Origin of the sequence: Mesorhizobium sp. M7A.F.Ca.US.006.01.1.1 (genome assembly GCF_003997935.1) — a bacterium.
GTDB lineage: Bacteria > Pseudomonadota > Alphaproteobacteria > Rhizobiales > Rhizobiaceae > Mesorhizobium.
Genome location: NZ_RZQL01000164.1, coordinates 1 through 16,546 on the forward strand (window position 1 = coordinate 1; position 16,546 = coordinate 16,546).

Annotated in this window: 18 protein-coding genes; 8 read left to right on the forward strand and 10 right to left on the reverse strand. The window is 61.7% G+C overall.

The genetic code is table 11. The features are described 5' to 3' along the window. On the forward strand, positions 1 to 276 hold a 276-nt coding region (locus EN943_RS24985), incomplete at its 5' end, for a cytochrome c (RefSeq protein WP_164778355.1). Positions 277 to 285: 9 nt separating this feature from the next. Continuing rightward, positions 286 to 1,236 (forward strand): cytochrome c, encoded by a 951-nt coding sequence (locus EN943_RS24990; protein ID WP_127415046.1) that lies wholly within the window; start codon positions 286 to 288, stop codon positions 1,234 to 1,236. A gap of 122 nt (positions 1,237 to 1,358) precedes the next feature. On the opposite strand, the gene EN943_RS24995 is transcribed toward EN943_RS24990, so the two are convergent. The 3 genes from EN943_RS24995 to EN943_RS25005 all read right to left on the reverse strand — a co-directional run bounded on the left by EN943_RS24995 (position 1,359) and on the right by EN943_RS25005 (position 4,670). Continuing rightward, complete coding sequence (locus EN943_RS24995) at positions 1,359 to 1,766, reverse strand: SET domain-containing protein-lysine N-methyltransferase (RefSeq protein ID WP_127415047.1); 408 nt, start codon at positions 1,764 to 1,766, stop codon at positions 1,359 to 1,361. A gap of 157 nt (positions 1,767 to 1,923) precedes the next feature. Continuing rightward, positions 1,924 to 2,550 (reverse strand): LysE family translocator, encoded by a 627-nt coding sequence (locus EN943_RS25000; RefSeq protein ID WP_127415048.1) that lies wholly within the window; start codon positions 2,548 to 2,550, stop codon positions 1,924 to 1,926. Continuing rightward, positions 2,547 to 4,670, reverse strand: a complete 2,124-nt coding sequence (locus EN943_RS25005; protein ID WP_127415049.1) for a S9 family peptidase — start codon at positions 4,668 to 4,670, stop codon at positions 2,547 to 2,549. Before EN943_RS25005 ends, EN943_RS25000 begins: the two co-directional genes overlap by 4 nt. 180 nt (positions 4,671 to 4,850) lie before the next feature. Here EN943_RS25005 and EN943_RS25010 point away from each other — a divergent pair, with 180 nt between their 5' ends. After that, positions 4,851 to 5,219, forward strand: a complete 369-nt coding sequence (locus tag EN943_RS25010) for an SH3 domain-containing protein (protein ID WP_127415058.1) — start codon at positions 4,851 to 4,853, stop codon at positions 5,217 to 5,219. 444 nt (positions 5,220 to 5,663) lie between these two features. After that, on the forward strand, positions 5,664 to 6,089 hold the full coding sequence (locus tag EN943_RS25015; protein WP_095089970.1) for a MucR family transcriptional regulator: 426 nt from the start codon (positions 5,664 to 5,666) through the stop codon (positions 6,087 to 6,089). 172 nt (positions 6,090 to 6,261) lie between these two features. Here EN943_RS25015 and EN943_RS25020 read toward each other — a convergent pair whose 3' ends face one another. Together EN943_RS25020 and EN943_RS25025 are read right to left on the reverse strand one after the other, a co-directional pair. Next, positions 6,262 to 6,690 carry a SufE family protein gene (locus tag EN943_RS25020; protein ID WP_127415059.1) on the reverse strand — a complete coding sequence of 143 codons (429 nt, stop codon included), beginning with the start codon at positions 6,688 to 6,690 and terminating at the stop codon, positions 6,262 to 6,264. Positions 6,691 to 6,791: 101 nt separating this feature from the next. Further along, a complete protein-coding gene (locus EN943_RS25025) occupies positions 6,792 to 7,145 on the reverse strand; it encodes a DUF5330 domain-containing protein (protein ID WP_127415050.1) in 354 nt (117 codons plus the stop codon). 535 nt (positions 7,146 to 7,680) lie between these two features. Here EN943_RS25025 and EN943_RS25030 point away from each other — a divergent pair. The 3 genes from EN943_RS25030 to EN943_RS25040 all read left to right on the forward strand — a co-directional run bounded on the left by EN943_RS25030 (position 7,681) and on the right by EN943_RS25040 (position 10,602). Next, positions 7,681 to 9,414 (forward strand): ATP-binding protein, encoded by a 1,734-nt coding sequence (locus EN943_RS25030; RefSeq protein WP_127415051.1) that lies wholly within the window; start codon positions 7,681 to 7,683, stop codon positions 9,412 to 9,414. Further along, the gene (locus EN943_RS25035; RefSeq protein ID WP_127415052.1) at positions 9,389 to 10,186 is read left to right on the forward strand and encodes a peptidoglycan-binding protein; all 798 of its coding nucleotides are present in this window, start codon (positions 9,389 to 9,391) and stop codon (positions 10,184 to 10,186) included. Before EN943_RS25030 ends, EN943_RS25035 begins: the two co-directional genes overlap by 26 nt. A gap of 68 nt (positions 10,187 to 10,254) precedes the next feature. Then, entirely contained in the window at positions 10,255 to 10,602 is a 348-nt protein-coding gene (locus EN943_RS25040) for a DUF1491 family protein (protein WP_127415053.1), read from the forward strand. Here EN943_RS25040 and EN943_RS25045 read toward each other — a convergent pair. Then, positions 10,580 to 11,617 carry a hypothetical protein gene (locus EN943_RS25045; RefSeq protein ID WP_127415054.1) on the reverse strand — a complete coding sequence of 346 codons (1,038 nt, stop codon included), beginning with the start codon at positions 11,615 to 11,617 and terminating at the stop codon, positions 10,580 to 10,582. The genes EN943_RS25040 and EN943_RS25045 overlap by 23 nt on opposite strands. Positions 11,618 to 11,805: 188 nt before the next feature. Between EN943_RS25045 and EN943_RS25050 the strand changes: the two genes are divergently transcribed. Further along, positions 11,806 to 11,994: a hypothetical protein gene (locus EN943_RS25050; protein ID WP_027035806.1), complete on the forward strand. Its 189-nt coding sequence runs from the start codon at positions 11,806 to 11,808 to the stop codon at positions 11,992 to 11,994. Positions 11,995 to 12,134: 140 nt separating this feature from the next. Here the strand turns inward: EN943_RS25050 and EN943_RS25055 are convergent, their stop codons facing one another. The 4 genes from EN943_RS25055 to EN943_RS25070 form a co-directional block, all read right to left on the reverse strand. Further along, a complete protein-coding gene (locus tag EN943_RS25055) occupies positions 12,135 to 12,704 on the reverse strand; it encodes a DUF1254 domain-containing protein (RefSeq protein WP_127415055.1) in 570 nt (189 codons plus the stop codon). Beyond that, the gene (locus tag EN943_RS25060) at positions 12,697 to 13,281 is read right to left on the reverse strand and encodes a DUF1214 domain-containing protein (protein WP_127415056.1); all 585 of its coding nucleotides are present in this window, start codon (positions 13,279 to 13,281) and stop codon (positions 12,697 to 12,699) included. Before EN943_RS25060 ends, EN943_RS25055 begins: the two co-directional genes overlap by 8 nt. 252 nt (positions 13,282 to 13,533) lie before the next feature. Further along, a complete protein-coding gene (locus tag EN943_RS25065; RefSeq protein ID WP_127415057.1) occupies positions 13,534 to 15,687 on the reverse strand; it encodes a penicillin-binding protein 1A in 2,154 nt (717 codons plus the stop codon). A gap of 243 nt (positions 15,688 to 15,930) precedes the next feature. Then, positions 15,931 to 16,546: BBE domain-containing protein (locus EN943_RS25070; protein ID WP_206522802.1), on the reverse strand; the 616-nt coding region annotated here is incomplete at its 5' end.

A 16,546-nucleotide genomic window follows, 5' to 3' on the forward strand; every position in this document is an offset into this window, starting at 1 on the left:
GTGTTGACGCAACTTCAGGCGCTGCAGGCGAATGCCGAGAAATTCGATGCCGATGCGCTATTCCCGGCCGGCAGCGACACCGGCGACACCACGGCCTCGCCGAAGATCTGGAAAGACATGGCTGGCTTCAAGGCAGCCGAGGACAAATATCTCGCCGACGTCAAGGCTGCGGTCGCTGCGGCTCCCGCCGATGCCGACGCGCTGAAGGCGCAAGTCGGCGCTATCGGCTCCGATTGCGGCACCTGCCATCAAGGCTACAGAATCAAGAAGGGCTGATCACCAGCCATGGCATGGCTGAAAAAACTTGTCGGCGCCGTCATCATTCTGGGCGGCGTCGGCGCGGTTGCCGGGTGGGTCCTGTCGGCGCCGGTGAGGCTCGACAGGGAAACCCTGGCCAAGCTCGGTCCTGGCGACGCAGCCAGGGGCAAGCGGATCTTTTATGCCGGCGGTTGCACATCCTGCCATGCAAAGCCGGGCTCGCAGGGCGACGCTCGGCTCCAACTCGTGGGCGGCCTCGAACTCAAGACGCCGTTCGGAACCTTCGTGCCGCCCAACATTTCGCAAGACGCCAAGGATGGCATCGGCGCATGGTCGGCCGAGGACCTCGCCAACGCCATGCTGAAGGGCGTGTCGCCGTCGGGCGAGCACTTCTATCCGGCGTTTCCCTATGCGTCCTACGCGCGCATGAATCCGGCCGACATTGCCGATCTCTATGCATTCCTCAAGACGCTGCCGGCCGTCGCCGGCAAGGCGCCTGCAAATTCGCTCGGTTTCCCCTTCAACATCCGCCGCGGCATCGGCCTGTGGAAACTGCTTTACCTCAGCGATCAGCCGGTCGTTGCCTTCCCCGAAGGCACGCCTGATCCGGTGATATCAGGCCGCTACCTGGTCGAGGGGCCAGGCCACTGCGGCGAATGCCACTCGCCGCGCGATCTTGCGGGCGGTACGAAGAAGAACGAGTGGCTGGCGGGCGCCGTGGCCGCCGAAGGCAGCGGCGTCGTGCCGAACATCACATCGGGCGAGGGCGGTCTGGGCAACTGGTCGGAGGCCGATATCGCCAACTATCTCGAAACCGGCTTCACGCCCGATTTCGATTCCGTCGGCGGCGCCATGGTCGACGTCCAGCGGAACATGGCCGAACTGACGCCGCAGGACCGTGCGTCCATCGCCGCTTATCTGAAGGCGATCCCGGCGCATCCAAACGGCTATCCGGCCCGCAAGAAGACGGCGAACTAGAACATTTCACCGTTTCACGGAAACGGCGATCTTCTCTAACTCTTTGTTTTAACGCAATTCCCAAGGGAGAACGCTATGCGTTTTCCCGGCAAAACCGTTTCACACTTTTCCTGGGATTGCCCCTAGACCGAGTCCGCGGATGACAGGTGGCGGTCACCGAGAAAGTCGAAGCCCGTTTCGAAGAAATGGTTGTAGTTGCAGGTCAGCTCTTCGCCGGGCGCGATGTCGCGCAGCGCAAAGCTCTCCTCGGGTGAGGAGACGTCGCAGTTCGGCTCATCGGCATGGTTCATGTAGCGCGCGTCGTCGGCTTCGAAGACGATGTAGTTCGGATCGCGGCGGTCGGGATAGGAGTAGCGATCGAGATAACTCTTCACCGGGCCGGCCGCGCGCTCATAAGTCTCGACCTCGATGAGTCGATCGAACCTTGGGTCCAGCTTCCAGATCAGAGTGCCGCGAGGAATGTGCTTCTTGGCAAAGACGCCGATTCCCTGGATGGACGATTTGTCGAGATAGACGTCGACGAGCAGCATAATGGACCTTTACGCGATTGGAGGCTGTCAGGCCGGGAAAGCCGCGCACTGGGTAGCGCGCGGTCATCGCAATTGCGAGTGAAAATGAGCAACGGGAACTTCAAAAAGTTCTGATCACCCAGCCCTCCGGAAAGGGCGCGTCGATCATCGTCTGGAGTCAGCGTTGCTGCAGCGCCAGACGGACGCCCAAAGCGCAGTAGATACCGCCGACAATTTTGCCCTGCCATCGCAACACCGACGGATTTCGGCGCAGGAACGTGCCGAGCCGGCCAGCGCTCACGGCAAAGACGACCGTGCTGAAAAGGCCCAGTACCACGAAGATGACCCCCAACGCGGCCATCTGAAGCATCACCGTTCCGTTTTCAGGCCGCACGAACTGAGGCAGGAAAGCGAGGAAGAACAGAGCGGTCTTGGGGTTGAGCACTTCGGTCAGGACAGCCTGTCGAAACGCCTTGCCGGCAGAGATCGCAAGCGCGCCGGCAGCCGGATTGGCCGGTGTTTTCTCCATGATCGCGCGAATGCCGAGATAGATCAGGTAGCCCGCGCCGATGTACTTGATGACGCTGAACAGCGTCGCTGACGCGGCGACGACGGCCGATATGCCGATCATCGCCATGACGGTGTGAAAGACATCGCCGGCAGCGATCCCGGCGCCCGTCGCGATGCCGACCCTGGTTCCGGAACTCGTTGCCCGGGCGATCGTCAGCAGGGTGGCGGGACCTGGAATGAAGACGAAGCCGAGCACGACCGCGATGTAAGCAATCAGGGTGGTGAGGTCGATCATTTGTTGGTTGCTCCCGTAAGCTGCGCCTTGCCCATCACTTTCAGCGCGAAGGAATAAGTGTAGGCGATCTCTTCCAGCCGCGAAAACCGGCCGGAAGCGCCGGCATGGCCGGAATCCATATTGATCTTGAACAAAACCGGATTGTCGCCGCTCTTGCGATCGCGCAGCCGTGCCACCCATTTGGCCGGTTCCCAATAGGTGACGCGCGGATCGGTGAGACCGGCCAGCGCCAGGATCGGCGGATAGTCGAGTGCCGCGACATTGTCATAGGGGGAGTAGGCGGCAATCGTCCGGTAGTCGTCGGCGGACGCGATCGGGTTGCCCCATTCGGGCCATTCCGGCGGCGTCAGCGGCAGGGTCGCATCGAGCATGGTGGTGAGCACATCGACGAAGGGAACCTCGGCGACGATGCCGCCAAAACAATCCGGCGCCATATTGGCAACGGCACCCATCAGCATGCCGCCGGCCGACCCGCCCTGCGCGACGATACGGTTATGCGCCGTGTAACGCTCCGTGACCAGATGGCGCGCGACGGCGATGAAATCGGTGAACGTGTTCATCTTGTTCTCTCGCTTGCCGTCATCGTACCAGCCATAGCCCTTGTCCTTGCCGCCGCGAACGTGAGCGATGGCGAAGACAAAGCCACGATCGACCAGCGAGAACCAGTTGGTGTTGAAGGCGGCCGGCACGGTGATGCCATAGGAGCCGTAGCCGTAAAGCAGGCAAGGTGCGGATCCGTCCAGCGGCGTGTCACGATGGTGCAAAAGCGAGATCGGCACCAGTTCGCCATCGCTGGCCGGCGCCATCAGCCGCCGCGTGACATAATGGTCCGCGTCATGGCCGGACGGCACTTCCTGGGTCTTCAGCAATACCCGCTCGCGGGTGCGCATATTGTAGTCGAACACCTGCGCGGGCGTCGTCATCGACGAGTAGGAAAAGCGCATGATCTCGGTGTCGTATTCATAGGAGCCCGACAGGCCGAGCGAGAAGGCCTCCTCGTCGAGGGACAGAAGATGTTCCTCGCCGCTAATACGGTCGCGCACCACAATGCGCGGCAGGCCTTCCTTGCGTTCGAGCCGGACCATGTGGTCCCTGAAGCCGATCACCGACAGGATCAGCCGGCCGGGTTCGTGCGGGACCAGTTCGTGCCAGTTGGCGCGCACGGGATCGCTCGCTGGTGCCGTCATGATCTTGAAGTCCTTGGCACCGTCGGCATTGGTCAGGATGAAGAAGATATCGCCGCCTTCTTCCATCTCGTACTGAAGGCCGATCTCGCGCGGCGAGACCAGTTTCGGTTCGGCAAACGGGTCGCTGGCGCTCAACAGGCGATATTCCGAAGTCTCGTGATCGTTGATGCCGATCATGATCCATTCGTTGTTGCGGGTGCCGTCGACATTCATGAAGAAGCCGGGATCGGTTTCTTCATAAATCAGCCGGTCGCTTTGCGGGCTGTCGCCAAGCGCATGGAACAACACCTTCGACGGGCGGTGGTTGGGGTCGAGACGTGTATAGAAGAAGCCGTCATTGCCGGCGTTCCAGACACCTGAACCGCCGGTGTCGGGGATCTGGTCCGCAAGCTCTCTGCTGTCGGCAAGGTCACGCACGCGAAGCGTGTAGAATTCGGAGCCCTTGTCGTCGAATGCCCACAGCAGCCTTGTGTGGTCGGCCGAATGGTCGACGCCGCCAAGACGGAAATAGGCCTTGCCTGCGGCCTCCGCGTCGCCATCGAGTAGGATATGCTCGGCACCGCCGTCTCGCGGCATGCGGAAATAGCGCGGCTGCTCGCCACCAAGTTTGAAGGACGAGCCATAGGCATAGGGCCCATCCCTCATCGGCACGGAAGAATCGTCTTCCTTGATACGGCCCTTCATCTCCTTGAAAAGCTGCTTTTGCAGTTCGACCGTGTCGGCCATCAGCTTCGACTGGTAGGCATTCTCCGCCTCGAGTTCTGCGCGGATCCCCGCATCGAGCAATGACGGGTCGCGAAACATTTCCTGCCAGTTGTCGGCCCGCAGCCAGGCATAGTCATCGGTTCGCGTGATGCCGTGATGCGTGTCGGAAACCGGCCGCTTCTCGGGCGTTGGCGGGCTGACGATCGGAAATATGGATGTCTTGGTCATTGCGTCTCGCTTTGCCAGTATCTTCAATGGGCCAGTATCTTCAATGGGCCAGTATCTTGAATGGACCATCTCGAATGGAGAATATCTTGAATGGCAAATGAACACGCCGATCAGGGCAGGTTCAAGAGCCGGAGCGTATGGGTTGTGTCGGCTCCAGGAGATGAGCCGGGAGGAGAGATGATGACTATTTGGTCTCGGACTGCTGCGGCTTTCGCCGTTGCTTCGCTAACTCTGGCCTTTGCCGGCCAGTCTCATGCGACCGTATTCGCGGCTTGGCAAGTGGCCAATGTCCCGTTCGGCGACACGCTCAATGTACGCAAATACCCTTCGGGCACATCCCAGAAGCAGGCGGGATATCCGAACGGGACCGTTCTGCAGATGACCGGGCGATGCACCGGCGGAATAAACTTGCTCGACATCGCCAACCAGGCGGCATGGAAGCAGGAACAAAAGATTCGCTATCGCTGGTGCGAAGTCTGGCATGATCCGGCCCAGAACGGCAATTTCGTCACTGGTTGGGCCTATGGCAAATACATCACCCCGCATTGATTGACGCAGCGGCAATCAGCCGATCGGTTGGATGACAGGCATGTCGCCTGATTGCTTGCGTATGACCACGGCAACCTGTGGTTTTGTGGAAAAATGTGAACAACCAATATTGCTCGAGCGATAGCCAAGCAAGATCAAACATTAAAACCCGTTTCGTGAGTTGCCACGAATGTAACGGTCATCTGACGTTACGTCAGCCGTCGCCGACGGGAGCGCAAAATATCGATAAATTACACAATGCACGAAAGATTGAAGCTGATCGCGGAATAATTGATCAATATCGTTCAATATAGCGCGAGGGGCGAATTGACTTACTTGGTCTGCACGCTCATTGATGTGCCCGCGACACGAATCGTAGAAGCTCTACCTGCACAAAATTCGTGCGATGCCCTGCTTGTAAAAAAGGGCGCAGATCGATGTAACTCTTGTTGGGGCCAGAAGACCATGGATATTGTCGAAACACCTTCCAGAAACAGCGATGCGCTGATCGAATTGACCGCCGATGTGGTGGCCGCCTATGTCAGCAACAATCCCGTGCCGGTCGGCGAATTGCCGAACCTGATATCCGATGTCCATGCCGCGCTTGGGCGTGTGGGCGGAACCGCCGAACAGCCGCCTGCCGACAAGCAGAAGCCGGCGGTCAACCCGAAGCGGTCGGTTCATGACGACTACATCGTCTGCCTTGAAGACGGCAAGAAGTTCAAGTCGCTGAAGCGCCACCTGATGACCCACTATGACCTGACGCCGGATCAGTATCGCGAAAAGTGGAACCTCGACCCGAGCTATCCGATGGTTGCACCCAACTATGCGGCTGCCCGGTCCCAGCTCGCCAAGAAGATGGGTCTCGGCCGCAAGCGCAAAGCGCGGTAATCGCTGCCAGAGCAATTCCAGGAAAAGTGTGAAACGGTTTTTCCGGGAAAAGCGCATAGCGCTTTCCCTTGGGAATTGCGTCAAAATAAGCCAGATCGAATCGACATCAACGGCGCCTTCGGGCGCCGTTTGATTTTGCGAGCCGCGACGCGCGGATCGGGTTGGTGGGGCGTCAGGCAGTCTGCTTCAGCGCTGCCTCGGCGTCGCGCTTGATGCGCTTGACCATTGAGCGAAGGCCGTTGGCGCGCTGCGGCGACAGATGTTCGTCGAGCCCGAGTTCTTTTAATGTGGCTTCCGCATCGGTCTTCTGGATTTCGCTGGCGGTCCTGCCGGAAAACAGCGCAAGCATGATCGCGACCAGCCCACGCACGATGTGAGCGTCCGAATCGCCCGTGAAGGTGATGACTGGGTCGGCTCCAGCTCCGCGTGCGGTGGTCAGCCAGACCTGGCTGACGCATCCCGGCACCTTGTTGGCGGGGCTGCGCTGCTCGTCGGGAAATGGCGGCAGCGCCTCGCCGAGTTCGATGACATAGCGATAGCGGTCTTCCCATTCCTCGAGGAACGAAAAATCGTCGCGGATCGTCTGGATCGTGGTGGTCATAATGCCGGATATAGTCACGCGGCGGCTCCGCGTCACGGAAAAAACAAGGACACCGCGGGCGTCGAGAGGGCAGACAGCCCGCGGTGCGCCGTCGAAACGGCTTAATTCTGAGGCGGCAGGTTGACGGTCTCGGGCAAGACGATTTCTTCGGGCACGCTGCCGGTCATCGTCGACGTGTCGGGGCCGGCGGCGGACTTGTCGTCCATCATCGCTGCCGCGATCTTGGCGGTCTCCTTGGCGCGGGCGGTGATGGTGTGCATCGCCGACTTGCCGGTCTCGCAGACATCGGGTTTGCGTTCGCAAATGCCGGCGATATCGCCAACCGCTTCGCGTGCCGCAAACAAGGCCTGGATCGGTCCGACGCTTTCGCGGCCCGATTCATCGGGGCCGACAGCCAGCGGCAGCGCCAGCAGCACCAGGGAAAACCAGAAAGCCATTCTTATGAGGAAGACCATGCCCTTGCCCTCTCGTCGTGACCGGATCATGCATCCATATGGCATGACCTCTTTTGTAGGCAGGATCTTGGCACACAGGCGCAAAGGACGGCTTGCGGGCAAAGGGAGAATTTTCCTCAAATTTTAGGCAAATTCGAAACGAACCGTTGTGCAATCGATTTGTCTCAAATCCGAGTGATTTTCCTTAACAACAAATAACCATATATCTCCATGATTTCCCTGTGTTTTTCTTGAAGTACGGAAGTCCAGGTGCCGTGTGCGCCCGGCCGATGGGTGCCGTCGGCGGATAACTCTCCGTTTACTATGGCTGCATTTGCCCGTGCTTTCGGCCGCCCGCATCCCGATATTTGCCGCAGGCCGGGCCTTGGTCGGCCCTGCCTTATCCATTCCTTAAACGCTGGATGCGAGTTTCAAAGCCAACCAGAACCATCTGCAAAGCAGAGCTGTCCACGACAAGTGCGAGTGCGTTGAGTTGAGTTCAATCAAGGCCAGATACGTTGAATTGCCTGGCGCGATTTCGGCCGGTTGCGAACGTATGGTCCATCCGTCCATCCTTGGGCGGAGCGACCGCGAGCGCCAGCGCCGCTTCATCGGCGTCATGCTCGCCGCCCCTTTCTTTGTGGCCGGCGCCGCGGTCACGCTGGTCACCTCAGGCATGGGCGTTGCCGTCACCATGGCCGCCATCTTCGCCGCCTTTGGCCTGTGCTGGTTCGTCGCCTTGCTGGTGGCGGCGACCGGCCAGATGGCGATAGCGAGTTGGGTCGCCATGGTGCTGGCCGGCATTTCTCTCGGCAGTCTCATTGCTGCCGCGGGCGGGCTGAGTTCGCCTGTCGCCATGCTTGTCGTGGCGCTGCCTTTCGAAGCCTGGTGGATCGGCGCTTCGCGGCGTGCAGCACTGTGGGGGGCCGTGTCGGCCGCTGTCGCCATCCTGGCTCAGCCTCTGGCTGAAACCGTATTCCCGTTCGCAGGAGCGCAGATCGCGGCGTGGCACTGGTTGGTGCCATTGGCCTGGACGCTCACACTGATCCCGCGCGCATCGGCATTTCAAAACACGGCCGATGCGGCTGATGTGCTCGACACTGCCGACCGGCTCGAAGACATCATCGATGCGGTGGTCTTGCGCGTCGCCCGCCATGGCGAGGTCCTGGACGCGTCGCCAAAGGCGCGCACGCTTTTGAAACTGCCGCCCGAACTGCTGTCCGGAAACGGCCTCTTCGATCGCGTCCATCTGTCGGATCGGGTTTCCTATCTCAGCGCAATGGCCGACATGCGCGACGGCGCACTGTCGCGCCGGCTCGAATTGCGCATCCGGCTGCCTCAGAATGGCAATGGCCTGACGGCCGACAATTACCGGCCGTTCTCGCTTGATCTGGTGCGTGGTGAGGAACAGGGCGACGTCTTCACGCTCGTCCTGCGGGAGAATTACGAGATCGCCCGGTTGCGCGAGGATCTGGCGGCAGCCAATGAGGCGGCCGCTTCCGCCGAGGTGGCAAAGGGGCGCTTCCTGGCGGTGGTCAGCCACGAACTGCGCACGCCGTTGAATGCCATTATCGGCTTCTCGGATATGCTGCTGCATGAGATGTTCGGCGCCTTCAAGGATCCGCGCCAGAAGGAATATGTCGGCCTGGTACGGGATTCGGGCCAGCATCTGCTCGCCGTCGTAACCTCGATACTCGACGTGTCCAGGATTGAATCGGGCGTCTATGCCACCGAACCCGAGCCGTTTCGGTTCGCGGAAGCGGTCGACATGTGCCAGTCGATGATGCAGCTGCAGGCACAGGCCAAGAACATCGATCTGCAGGCGCAGATCGCGCCGGACGCCGGCGACATCAATGCCGATCGGCGCGCCGTGCAGCAGATGCTCATCAACCTGGTCTCCAACGCGATCAAGTTCACTCCCGACGGCGGCGACGTCGTCGTCGGTGCCAAGCGGATCGGTTCGCGCCTGCATTTCTGGGTCAGGGACACCGGCATCGGCATCGCCGAGGAGGATTTCGCCAATCTCGGCAAGCCCTTCATGCAGATCCAGAACGACTACACCCGCCGTTTCGAGGGGACTGGTCTTGGCCTTTCGCTGGTCAAGGGCCTGGTGGCGCTGCACGAAGGCACGATGTCCATCGAAAGCATGCCGGGCGAGGGCACCACGGTGACCATCAGCCTGCCGGTGAACGGACCGAAGGGACGTCAGGCGGAGAAGGCCGGCGTGCTGACCATGCCTGTGGCGATGGCGAAAGGGGACAGAGATGGCTCGCTCCGCAAAACCGGCTAAGGCGGTCAAGCGCCGCAGCAATGCCTTTCAGGACGGCGCTGTCGCCGTCGGCGGCATGATCTCGCGCAATCCTGTCCTGGTGGGCGGCTCGACGGCGTTCCTGGTAACGCTGTTCTACGTCTCCGCAAATGCCTTGTGGTACCAGCCTTTCCCGCATGCCGGCGCATTTTTCGCGACCCGCAGCATTGCGGGCTTTCCGCACGCGACGCCCGATGAACCGGAGACGACATTCAACATCGTGCGGCCATCCGGCGCGCCGGCGCCGATCAAGGGCGATCCGGTTGTCGAGCAGGTGCAAGGCATATTGAAGGATCTCGATTTCTATTCCGGGACGGTCGACGGCATTTCCGGACCCAACACGCGCAAGGCCATCCAGGACTATCAGCAGAAGGTCGGGCTCAACACGTCCGGGGAGATCGACGCGCTTCTGCTCGATCAATTGGGCGCGACGCCGAAGACCGCTTCCGTCGTACCCAGGCCGCAGCCGCGCCCGGATATGCCGGCCGCCGTTCCGGTGTCTTTGCAGACAGGTTCGGGACAGACAAATTCCGGGCAGGTGGATGCCGCGACGCAAGCGCCCGATGCCCGCATCGTCAAGATTCAGGCCGGGCTCAAGGCGTTCGGCAATGACGACATGCAGCTGGATGGTGTCGTCGGCGCGCGCACCAAGGCGGCGATCAAGGAATTCCAGTCGCTGTTCGGGCTGCCGCAGACCGGCGAGCCCGATGAGATCGTCTACGTCAAGATGCGCGAGATCGGCCTGACCAACTGACGGCTGAACGACGGCTCGCCCAGCGACGGAAATATCGATAGAGAACCGGCAGTCTCGGGAGTTCTCTCATGCGTGTCACATCGGAACTGTGGGTCTCGGCCCTGTTGCGCCGGGTTTTCAGCGCCGGCGGATTTGCCGCCGTGGTCAAGCGTGGCGCGACCGAGGCCGGCGCTGTCTTCGTCCTGGCGCGGGGCAGGCTGGGCGAGGTTGCCCTGTTCGGGCCGGCGCCGCAGACAAGCTATGATTCAGCCAAGCCCGACGACCGGTTTTTCACTCTGCTCGGAGCCGGCGAGGATGCCGCGGTGCTCGACGCCAGGCTGGAAAGGGAGAAAAAATTCGATCCCGACATCTGGGTGGTCGAGATCGAGGCCGGCACCGTGCCCGTCGAGGAGCTTATTTCCGTGAAGACGCCCTGAGGCCGGAGGTCTCAGCCGCATCGTCGCTGTTCGAAGCGGTGCGTGTATCGCTGTTGGCAGGTGCTGCGCCGCGAACCACCCTTGAAAGGGTTTCCGCTCTCCACGACCGCATCTTGTCCTGGGCCGCCTCGCGATGCAGCAGCCGGTAGCGGTCGAGGAAAGTCCGGATAGCCTGCGGATGCGGGAACTGGCTGGGATAGACGGCAACCGTGATCAGGAAGGCCCTGTCTTCGCTGAGGTCGAGCGAGCGCAAGGCGGCAAGCAGCGAGGCATAATTCTGGTTGGCGGTGAGCGATTGCGCGATCTCGAAATCGATATCGAGTGCATCGGCGAGCGCGGTCTGGAAGAACGCGGCGTTTCCCGTCAGAGCTATCTCGCGCAATTTCACATAGGTGTCGACGCCCTTGAAAGGGTCGGGGCCCGTCGCTGTCGCCTCGTCGCCGGTGCGCATCATCGAGCGCAGCCTGCGCCGTGCATTCTCGGCCGCGATGCCGAGCGCCTGTTCCCGGGCGGGCTCGCCGGAGGCGGTTTCCGCACTCGCTGGCGCGATCTTGTCTGCCGCGGCGGCGTTCGCATCCGGTTCCGGCGCGCGCACCAGGGTTGGCCTCTCGAGGGCCCTGATCAGATCAGCAATGGTCGGGTTCAAGCCCTTGCGGCGCGCGATGGCACGCGCATGCGGCAGGCCATGTCGCCCGATCAGGGCGATGAGATCGATGTCGCTGACCGCGCGTGAGCGGATGAGCAGCGGCGCGGCAATGTCGACCGGTTCCTCGCAAAGACGGCGCACCAGGGCGGCGGGTGCGTATTCGCATTCGGAAAGGGCGGCTGCCACGTAACGGCGAGATTCGACGGACACGTCATTGAACAGCGGCAGCGTCAGGTCTTCGAGTTGGCCGATCTCGCGGCGTGAAGGGCGGGTGAGCGAGCAGAACGCCGACACTGCGGCGCGGAACAGCCTTTCGGCTTTTCCTGAGTCTTTTCGCACCGCGATTTGCCTGAAGTCCGAAGATGACACGAAGGATACGCCCGTACTCGACACAAGCTTGGCAGCACTCGACCGGGACTGTGCCGGTTTCGCGAGCGCCAAGAACAAAGATCAAGTTAGCGGCGATCCGTTAGCGTTCCGTTAACCCTCTGCCGGCCTTAATGACATTTGGAGGCGTTGCGTTGTGCTCCGGGGAAACCGAGAGGAATGCGCGAACCATGGGCATGGTACTGTCTTTCGTGCCGCGTACGGCACCAAACACCAGAGCAAAGCAAACCGCCGAAATGCCGGCGGCGGTGATCATCTTTCCCGGCATCCGCTACGAGCGGTCGCATGCCGGCGAAGTGCGGCCGGTGGATCCCGACAAGGCGGGGTCGCCAGGAACAAAACCGGTCCCGCACCACTGAGTTTCAGCGGCCAGGGACCATTGGTCCGGGATCATGTCTAGTGCATGTCGCCCAAAAGTGACCTCGGTTTTGGGAGAACGACATGCATAAAGACAAAGACCTAAAGCGGGTCGTCTGAATCCGTTCAGACGCGACACGCTTTAGAAGTCCTGCAACTCGCAGGAACTCTGTTCGAAGAAGTGTGACACGATCGGCTTCCAGCTGCTGTCGGGTACGAAGGCGCGGATGACGAAGATGCCTTCCTCGATCGGCGCTTCGACGAAGATCGCCCCCTGAAGATCCTGTGGAAGATCCTTGCGCACGTCGATCATCTGCGCCGGCGTCAGCACGACGGCATCCAGGACGCCGCCGGTCGCTGTGTGGTCGTTGAAGGAATAGATATTGTGGCCGCTGCGGTCATAGACCGAGACCGACCAGAACGGGACATGTCCAGGTGCCTTGACGCGGACCATGCCTTCGCCCAGATCGAACCGGCAGGCCGTCGCGTAAAACAGGGGGTCGACGGATTTCACCACGGGCGCCCCACCGGCCTCGGCATCGAGCCGCGTCATCCTGTAGAGATCCGACGCCATGGACAGGCGCGACCAGGCATCGCGTTCGGAAAACTCGGGCACCAGCAGCAGCACGGCGATGTGCACGATGCCGGCGCCGAGCAGGCCGAGCAGGACGGCATGCAGAAGTCTGCGCATCGCAGCGTAAAAACTACGCATTGCAACCGACCTTGACGATTTGCGGCAGCGAGACGTCCGACAGGCCGGTGCTGCTGGCGATCGGCGTGTCGTAGAAGGTCAGCACGAAATACATCCTGCCGAAGCCGTCGGTCAGCAGCCAGTTGCCCGGCATCGGGTGATGGCCGGCGGAAATGATCACCGAATTGTCGGGCTGGCGCACCACGCCGTAAGATTGGAGCGCCGCCAGCCGGGGTTTGCCGGTTTCGACCACGCCGAGCGACTGGTCGGCGGCATAGAGCGTCCAGAACCGTGCCGTCGGAAAGCCACCCTCGATGGTGTAGACGCATTCGCGCTTGAGCTCGGCGCCGCTCGTGTCGCGTTCGGCGACGAAGGACAGCCCTTCGGCGCGGCCGAGCGCAAGTACGCCCTCGCGCGCCACGCGGGCCTTGGAATAGGGATCGGCGGCCGGTGTGCCGATATCGGGAAAGGCCGTCCATTGGCCGATCCTGATGGCGCCGACGCCATCCTGGACTTTCAGCGCATACCAGACGCTGCCGCCACCGCCGACGATGGCTATGGCAAGCGAAAGCAGCGTCAGGAAGGCATTCTTGAGCATGAGGGGCCGGGAACACGAAGAGTTGCCGCTCGGGGATATCGCGGCGCAGGGCCTTGTGGCAAGCGGGCCGATGTAGAATTGCAGACGGCCCTCCCTTCTCCCCTTGCGGGAGAAGGTGGCCGAGCGAAGCTCGGTCGGATGAGAGTGTTCCAGCTTGGCAATGGCGGTGATCCGGCCAGCACCCCTCAACCGTCTCGGCGCTGCGCGCCGATCCACCTTCTCCCACAGGGGGAGAAGGGAGAGCCGCGCCAATCAAAGCGCCGACAGCGTCTCCGGCAGTTGCGGCGTACTGAGGACGGGCGCCGACTGGAACAGCGTGGTCATGTCCCGCAGCGTCTGGGTCGTGCGGCTGGACAGCACCGGCGGCCGTTCGGCGGCTGCATCGGCCGCCGCCTGATCGTTGCTCTTCTTCTGTGCTTCCTCGGCCTTTGCAGCGATCTCCTCATCGACGAAGGGCTTGTCGATGCCCGGGATAGGCTTGAGGTCGATGTTCTGGTGCGCGTAGACCATCAGTCGCTGCCACACCATCGCCGGCAGCGAGCCGCCGGTCATGTTCTTGGTCGGCGTGAAGTCGTCATTGCCCATCCATACCGCCGCCGTGTAGTTGCCGGTGAAGCCGACAAACCAGGCGTCGCGGTAGGATTGCGTCGTGCCCGTCTTGCCGGCGACGACGATGTTGGGAAGTTGAGCCCGCCGCGCCGTGCCCATCACCGGCACTGCCGCCAGCATGGTGTTCATCGATTTCAGCGCCTGCTCCGACAGCACCCGGTGCGGCGGCGGCGCATCCTTGGCGAAATCATAAACCACCTCGCCGGTGCGGGTGACGAGTTGGCTGATGCCGTGCCGGAAGCCGACGAAACCGTTGTCGGCGAACACGCTGTAGCCCGTCGCCTGGTCCATCACGGTCATGCCCGAGGTGCCCAGCACCATCGTCTTGTGCGCTTCGAGCGGCGATTCCACGCCCATCGCCTCGGCCATGGCCTTGATCGGCCCGATGCCAAGGTGATCCTTGGCCAGCCGAACCGGCACGGTGTTGATCGATTTGGCCATAGCCATGATCAGGGTTACATTGCCCGCCGATCCGCCGCTGTAATTGTGCGGCGACCAGGACCCCCAGCTGATCGGGCCGCCAGAGATGATGGAGTTGGGCGTGAAGCCGTGCTCCATCGCCGTTGCGTAGACATAGGGCTTGAATGACGAGCCGGTCTGGCGCAGCGCTTTGGTGGCGCGGTTGAACTGGCTGGCGCCATAGTCGCGGCCGCCGACGATGGCGCGCACGGCGCCGTTGGTCTCGATGACGACGACGGCACCTTCGGTGACGTTGTACTCCTTGCCGAACTGGCGCAGGTGGAACTCTACCGATTCTTCCGCCGCCTTCTGGATGTTGGCGTCGAAGGTGGTGTGCGCAACGAGTGAGTGCTGGCCTGGCTTGGCGATCTTCTTGACCTCGTCGAACGCCCAGTCGAGGTAATAGTCTGGACTTTTCTGCTCGCCGCGGTCGACGACATCGGCCGGATGCAGCCTTGCCTGCAGAACCTGGCCCTCGGTCATGAAGCCGGAATCGACAAGATTGGATAGCACCACATTGGCGCGTGCGCGCGCTGCCGGCAGGTTGATGTGCGGCGCATATTTGGTCGGCGCCTTGAACAGGCCGGCCAGCATCGCCGCCTCGGCCAGGTTCAGGTCCTTGACGCTCTTGCCGAAATAGAAGTCGGCGGCAGCCTCGATGCCAAACGTGCCGCCGCCCATATAGGCGCGGTCGAGATAGAGCTGCAGGATCTCCTTCTTCGACAGATTGGCCTCGAGCCACAGCGACAGGAAGGCTTCCTTGATCTTGCGCTCCAGCGTGCGCTCATTGGTGAGGAACAGGTTCTTGGCCAACTGCTGGGTGATGCTCGAGCCGCCCTGGACGACGGAGTTCGCCCGCACATTCTCGAAGATGGCGCGCGAAAGGCCGAGCACATCGATGCCGTAGTGATCGAAGAAGCGGCGGTCCTCGGTGGCAAGCACCGCCTTGATGACGTGATCGGGCATCTCGTCGACCGGCACGGAATCGCGCTGGATGATGCCGCGCTGGCCGATCTCGTTGCCGTAGCGGTCGAGGAAGGTGACGGCGAAGTCGCCCTGGGCGCGCCAGTCGCCGGCAGTGTCCTGGAAAGCCGGGATGGCCAGCGCCAGCATCACCACGATGCCGCCGGCGCCGAGCGTAAAACCTTCGCTCAACAGTTCGATGATGCCACGGCGCCAGCCGTTGACGCGGAAGCGCCGCGAGAAGATCGTCGCCGATTCCCAGAACTGGCGCGCCTTGAAACCGATCTCGTAGAGCGAGGAATCGATCCACGCATCGAGCGCCAGCAGCCGGGCGGCGATCGGACCTCTTCTCTTGCGCGGTTCGGGACTGGCCATTCGATATCCGGCTAGGCAATTGCACGACCTGAGAACCGCAAACCGGCAATTTCAGGGCGATGCATTCCGGGAGACTATTCCTCCATTTTTCCAGCACTCACAAGGGCAGCGAAGACACAGTATCGGGTTTGTTGCTGAGGGGCCGGGCCGGGAATACAGCCCAGCGCCAACAGCATGTGAAAGCAAAAGCCCGCGCCTCCAGCGGCGACGTGAGCTTTTTTAAGACTGCAGCACGGGCGCGCCTCAAGCAGCTCGCAGTTTTTCCTTCGAACGCAAATTCTGGTTCATGCGGAACAGGTTCAATGGGTCGTAACGTTGCTTGATTTCCAGAAGCCGCCGATAGTTGCCACCATAGGCCGCTTCGACCCGGTCGACCTCGTCCTCCGGCATGAAGTTCACATAGACGGTGCCCGCCGCATAAGGCTTGGCCGCCTCGTAGATTGCACGAGCCCAGTCGATGCAGGCCTTGTCCATCGCCGGTTCGCGCCAGCGGGCGTGAACGTTCATGACGAAATGCGAAGTGCGCTGTGGAAACGCTGTCGCGTCCGCATTGACGCGACCTGCCGCGCCGCCGACATGGCCGATAAATATCTCGCATTCGGGTCCCGGCAGCTTGGCTATTGCCCCCGTGACGACCGCAGCCGCCTCCCCGGAAAACTCGGTGAAGTCATGGCTCTTCCAGTAGTTACGGGCGCCGGGCGTGAGCAGTGGGTCGAATGCCTGCTGCCAGCCGGTGAACGGGCTGGGGCCCACGACATCGGCAATCGGCGTGCCGATGGCTCGAAGCTTCTGCGTCGCCTTTTCGCCTGCGTCGATGTCGCCGCAATAGCACATGGCCAGAACCAGAACCTCCTTGCCA

What these genes read in the sequence shown, in the direction of transcription:
- EN943_RS24990 (WP_127415046.1), top strand. Translation starts at nt 286, where the DNA reads ATGGCATGGCTGAAAAAACTTGTCGGCGCCGTCATCATTCTGGGCGGC.
- EN943_RS24995 (WP_127415047.1), bottom strand. Translation starts at nt 1,766, where the DNA reads ATGCTGCTCGTCGACGTCTATCTCGACAAATCGTCCATCCAGGGAATC.
- EN943_RS25000 (WP_127415048.1), bottom strand. Translation starts at nt 2,550, where the DNA reads ATGATCGACCTCACCACCCTGATTGCTTACATCGCGGTCGTGCTCGGC.
- EN943_RS25005 (WP_127415049.1), bottom strand. Translation starts at nt 4,670, where the DNA reads ATGACCAAGACATCCATATTTCCGATCGTCAGCCCGCCAACGCCCGAG.
- EN943_RS25010 (WP_127415058.1), top strand. Translation starts at nt 4,851, where the DNA reads ATGACTATTTGGTCTCGGACTGCTGCGGCTTTCGCCGTTGCTTCGCTA.
- EN943_RS25015 (WP_095089970.1), top strand. Translation starts at nt 5,664, where the DNA reads ATGGATATTGTCGAAACACCTTCCAGAAACAGCGATGCGCTGATCGAA.
- EN943_RS25020 (WP_127415059.1), bottom strand. Translation starts at nt 6,690, where the DNA reads ATGACCACCACGATCCAGACGATCCGCGACGATTTTTCGTTCCTCGAG.
- EN943_RS25025 (WP_127415050.1), bottom strand. Translation starts at nt 7,145, where the DNA reads ATGGTCTTCCTCATAAGAATGGCTTTCTGGTTTTCCCTGGTGCTGCTG.
- EN943_RS25030 (WP_127415051.1), top strand. Translation starts at nt 7,681, where the DNA reads ATGGTCCATCCGTCCATCCTTGGGCGGAGCGACCGCGAGCGCCAGCGC.
- EN943_RS25035 (WP_127415052.1), top strand. Translation starts at nt 9,389, where the DNA reads ATGGCTCGCTCCGCAAAACCGGCTAAGGCGGTCAAGCGCCGCAGCAAT.
- EN943_RS25040 (WP_127415053.1), top strand. Translation starts at nt 10,255, where the DNA reads ATGCGTGTCACATCGGAACTGTGGGTCTCGGCCCTGTTGCGCCGGGTT.
- EN943_RS25050 (WP_027035806.1), top strand. Translation starts at nt 11,806, where the DNA reads ATGGGCATGGTACTGTCTTTCGTGCCGCGTACGGCACCAAACACCAGA.
- EN943_RS25055 (WP_127415055.1), bottom strand. Translation starts at nt 12,704, where the DNA reads ATGCGTAGTTTTTACGCTGCGATGCGCAGACTTCTGCATGCCGTCCTG.
- EN943_RS25060 (WP_127415056.1), bottom strand. Translation starts at nt 13,281, where the DNA reads ATGCTCAAGAATGCCTTCCTGACGCTGCTTTCGCTTGCCATAGCCATC.
- EN943_RS25065 (WP_127415057.1), bottom strand. Translation starts at nt 15,687, where the DNA reads ATGGCCAGTCCCGAACCGCGCAAGAGAAGAGGTCCGATCGCCGCCCGG.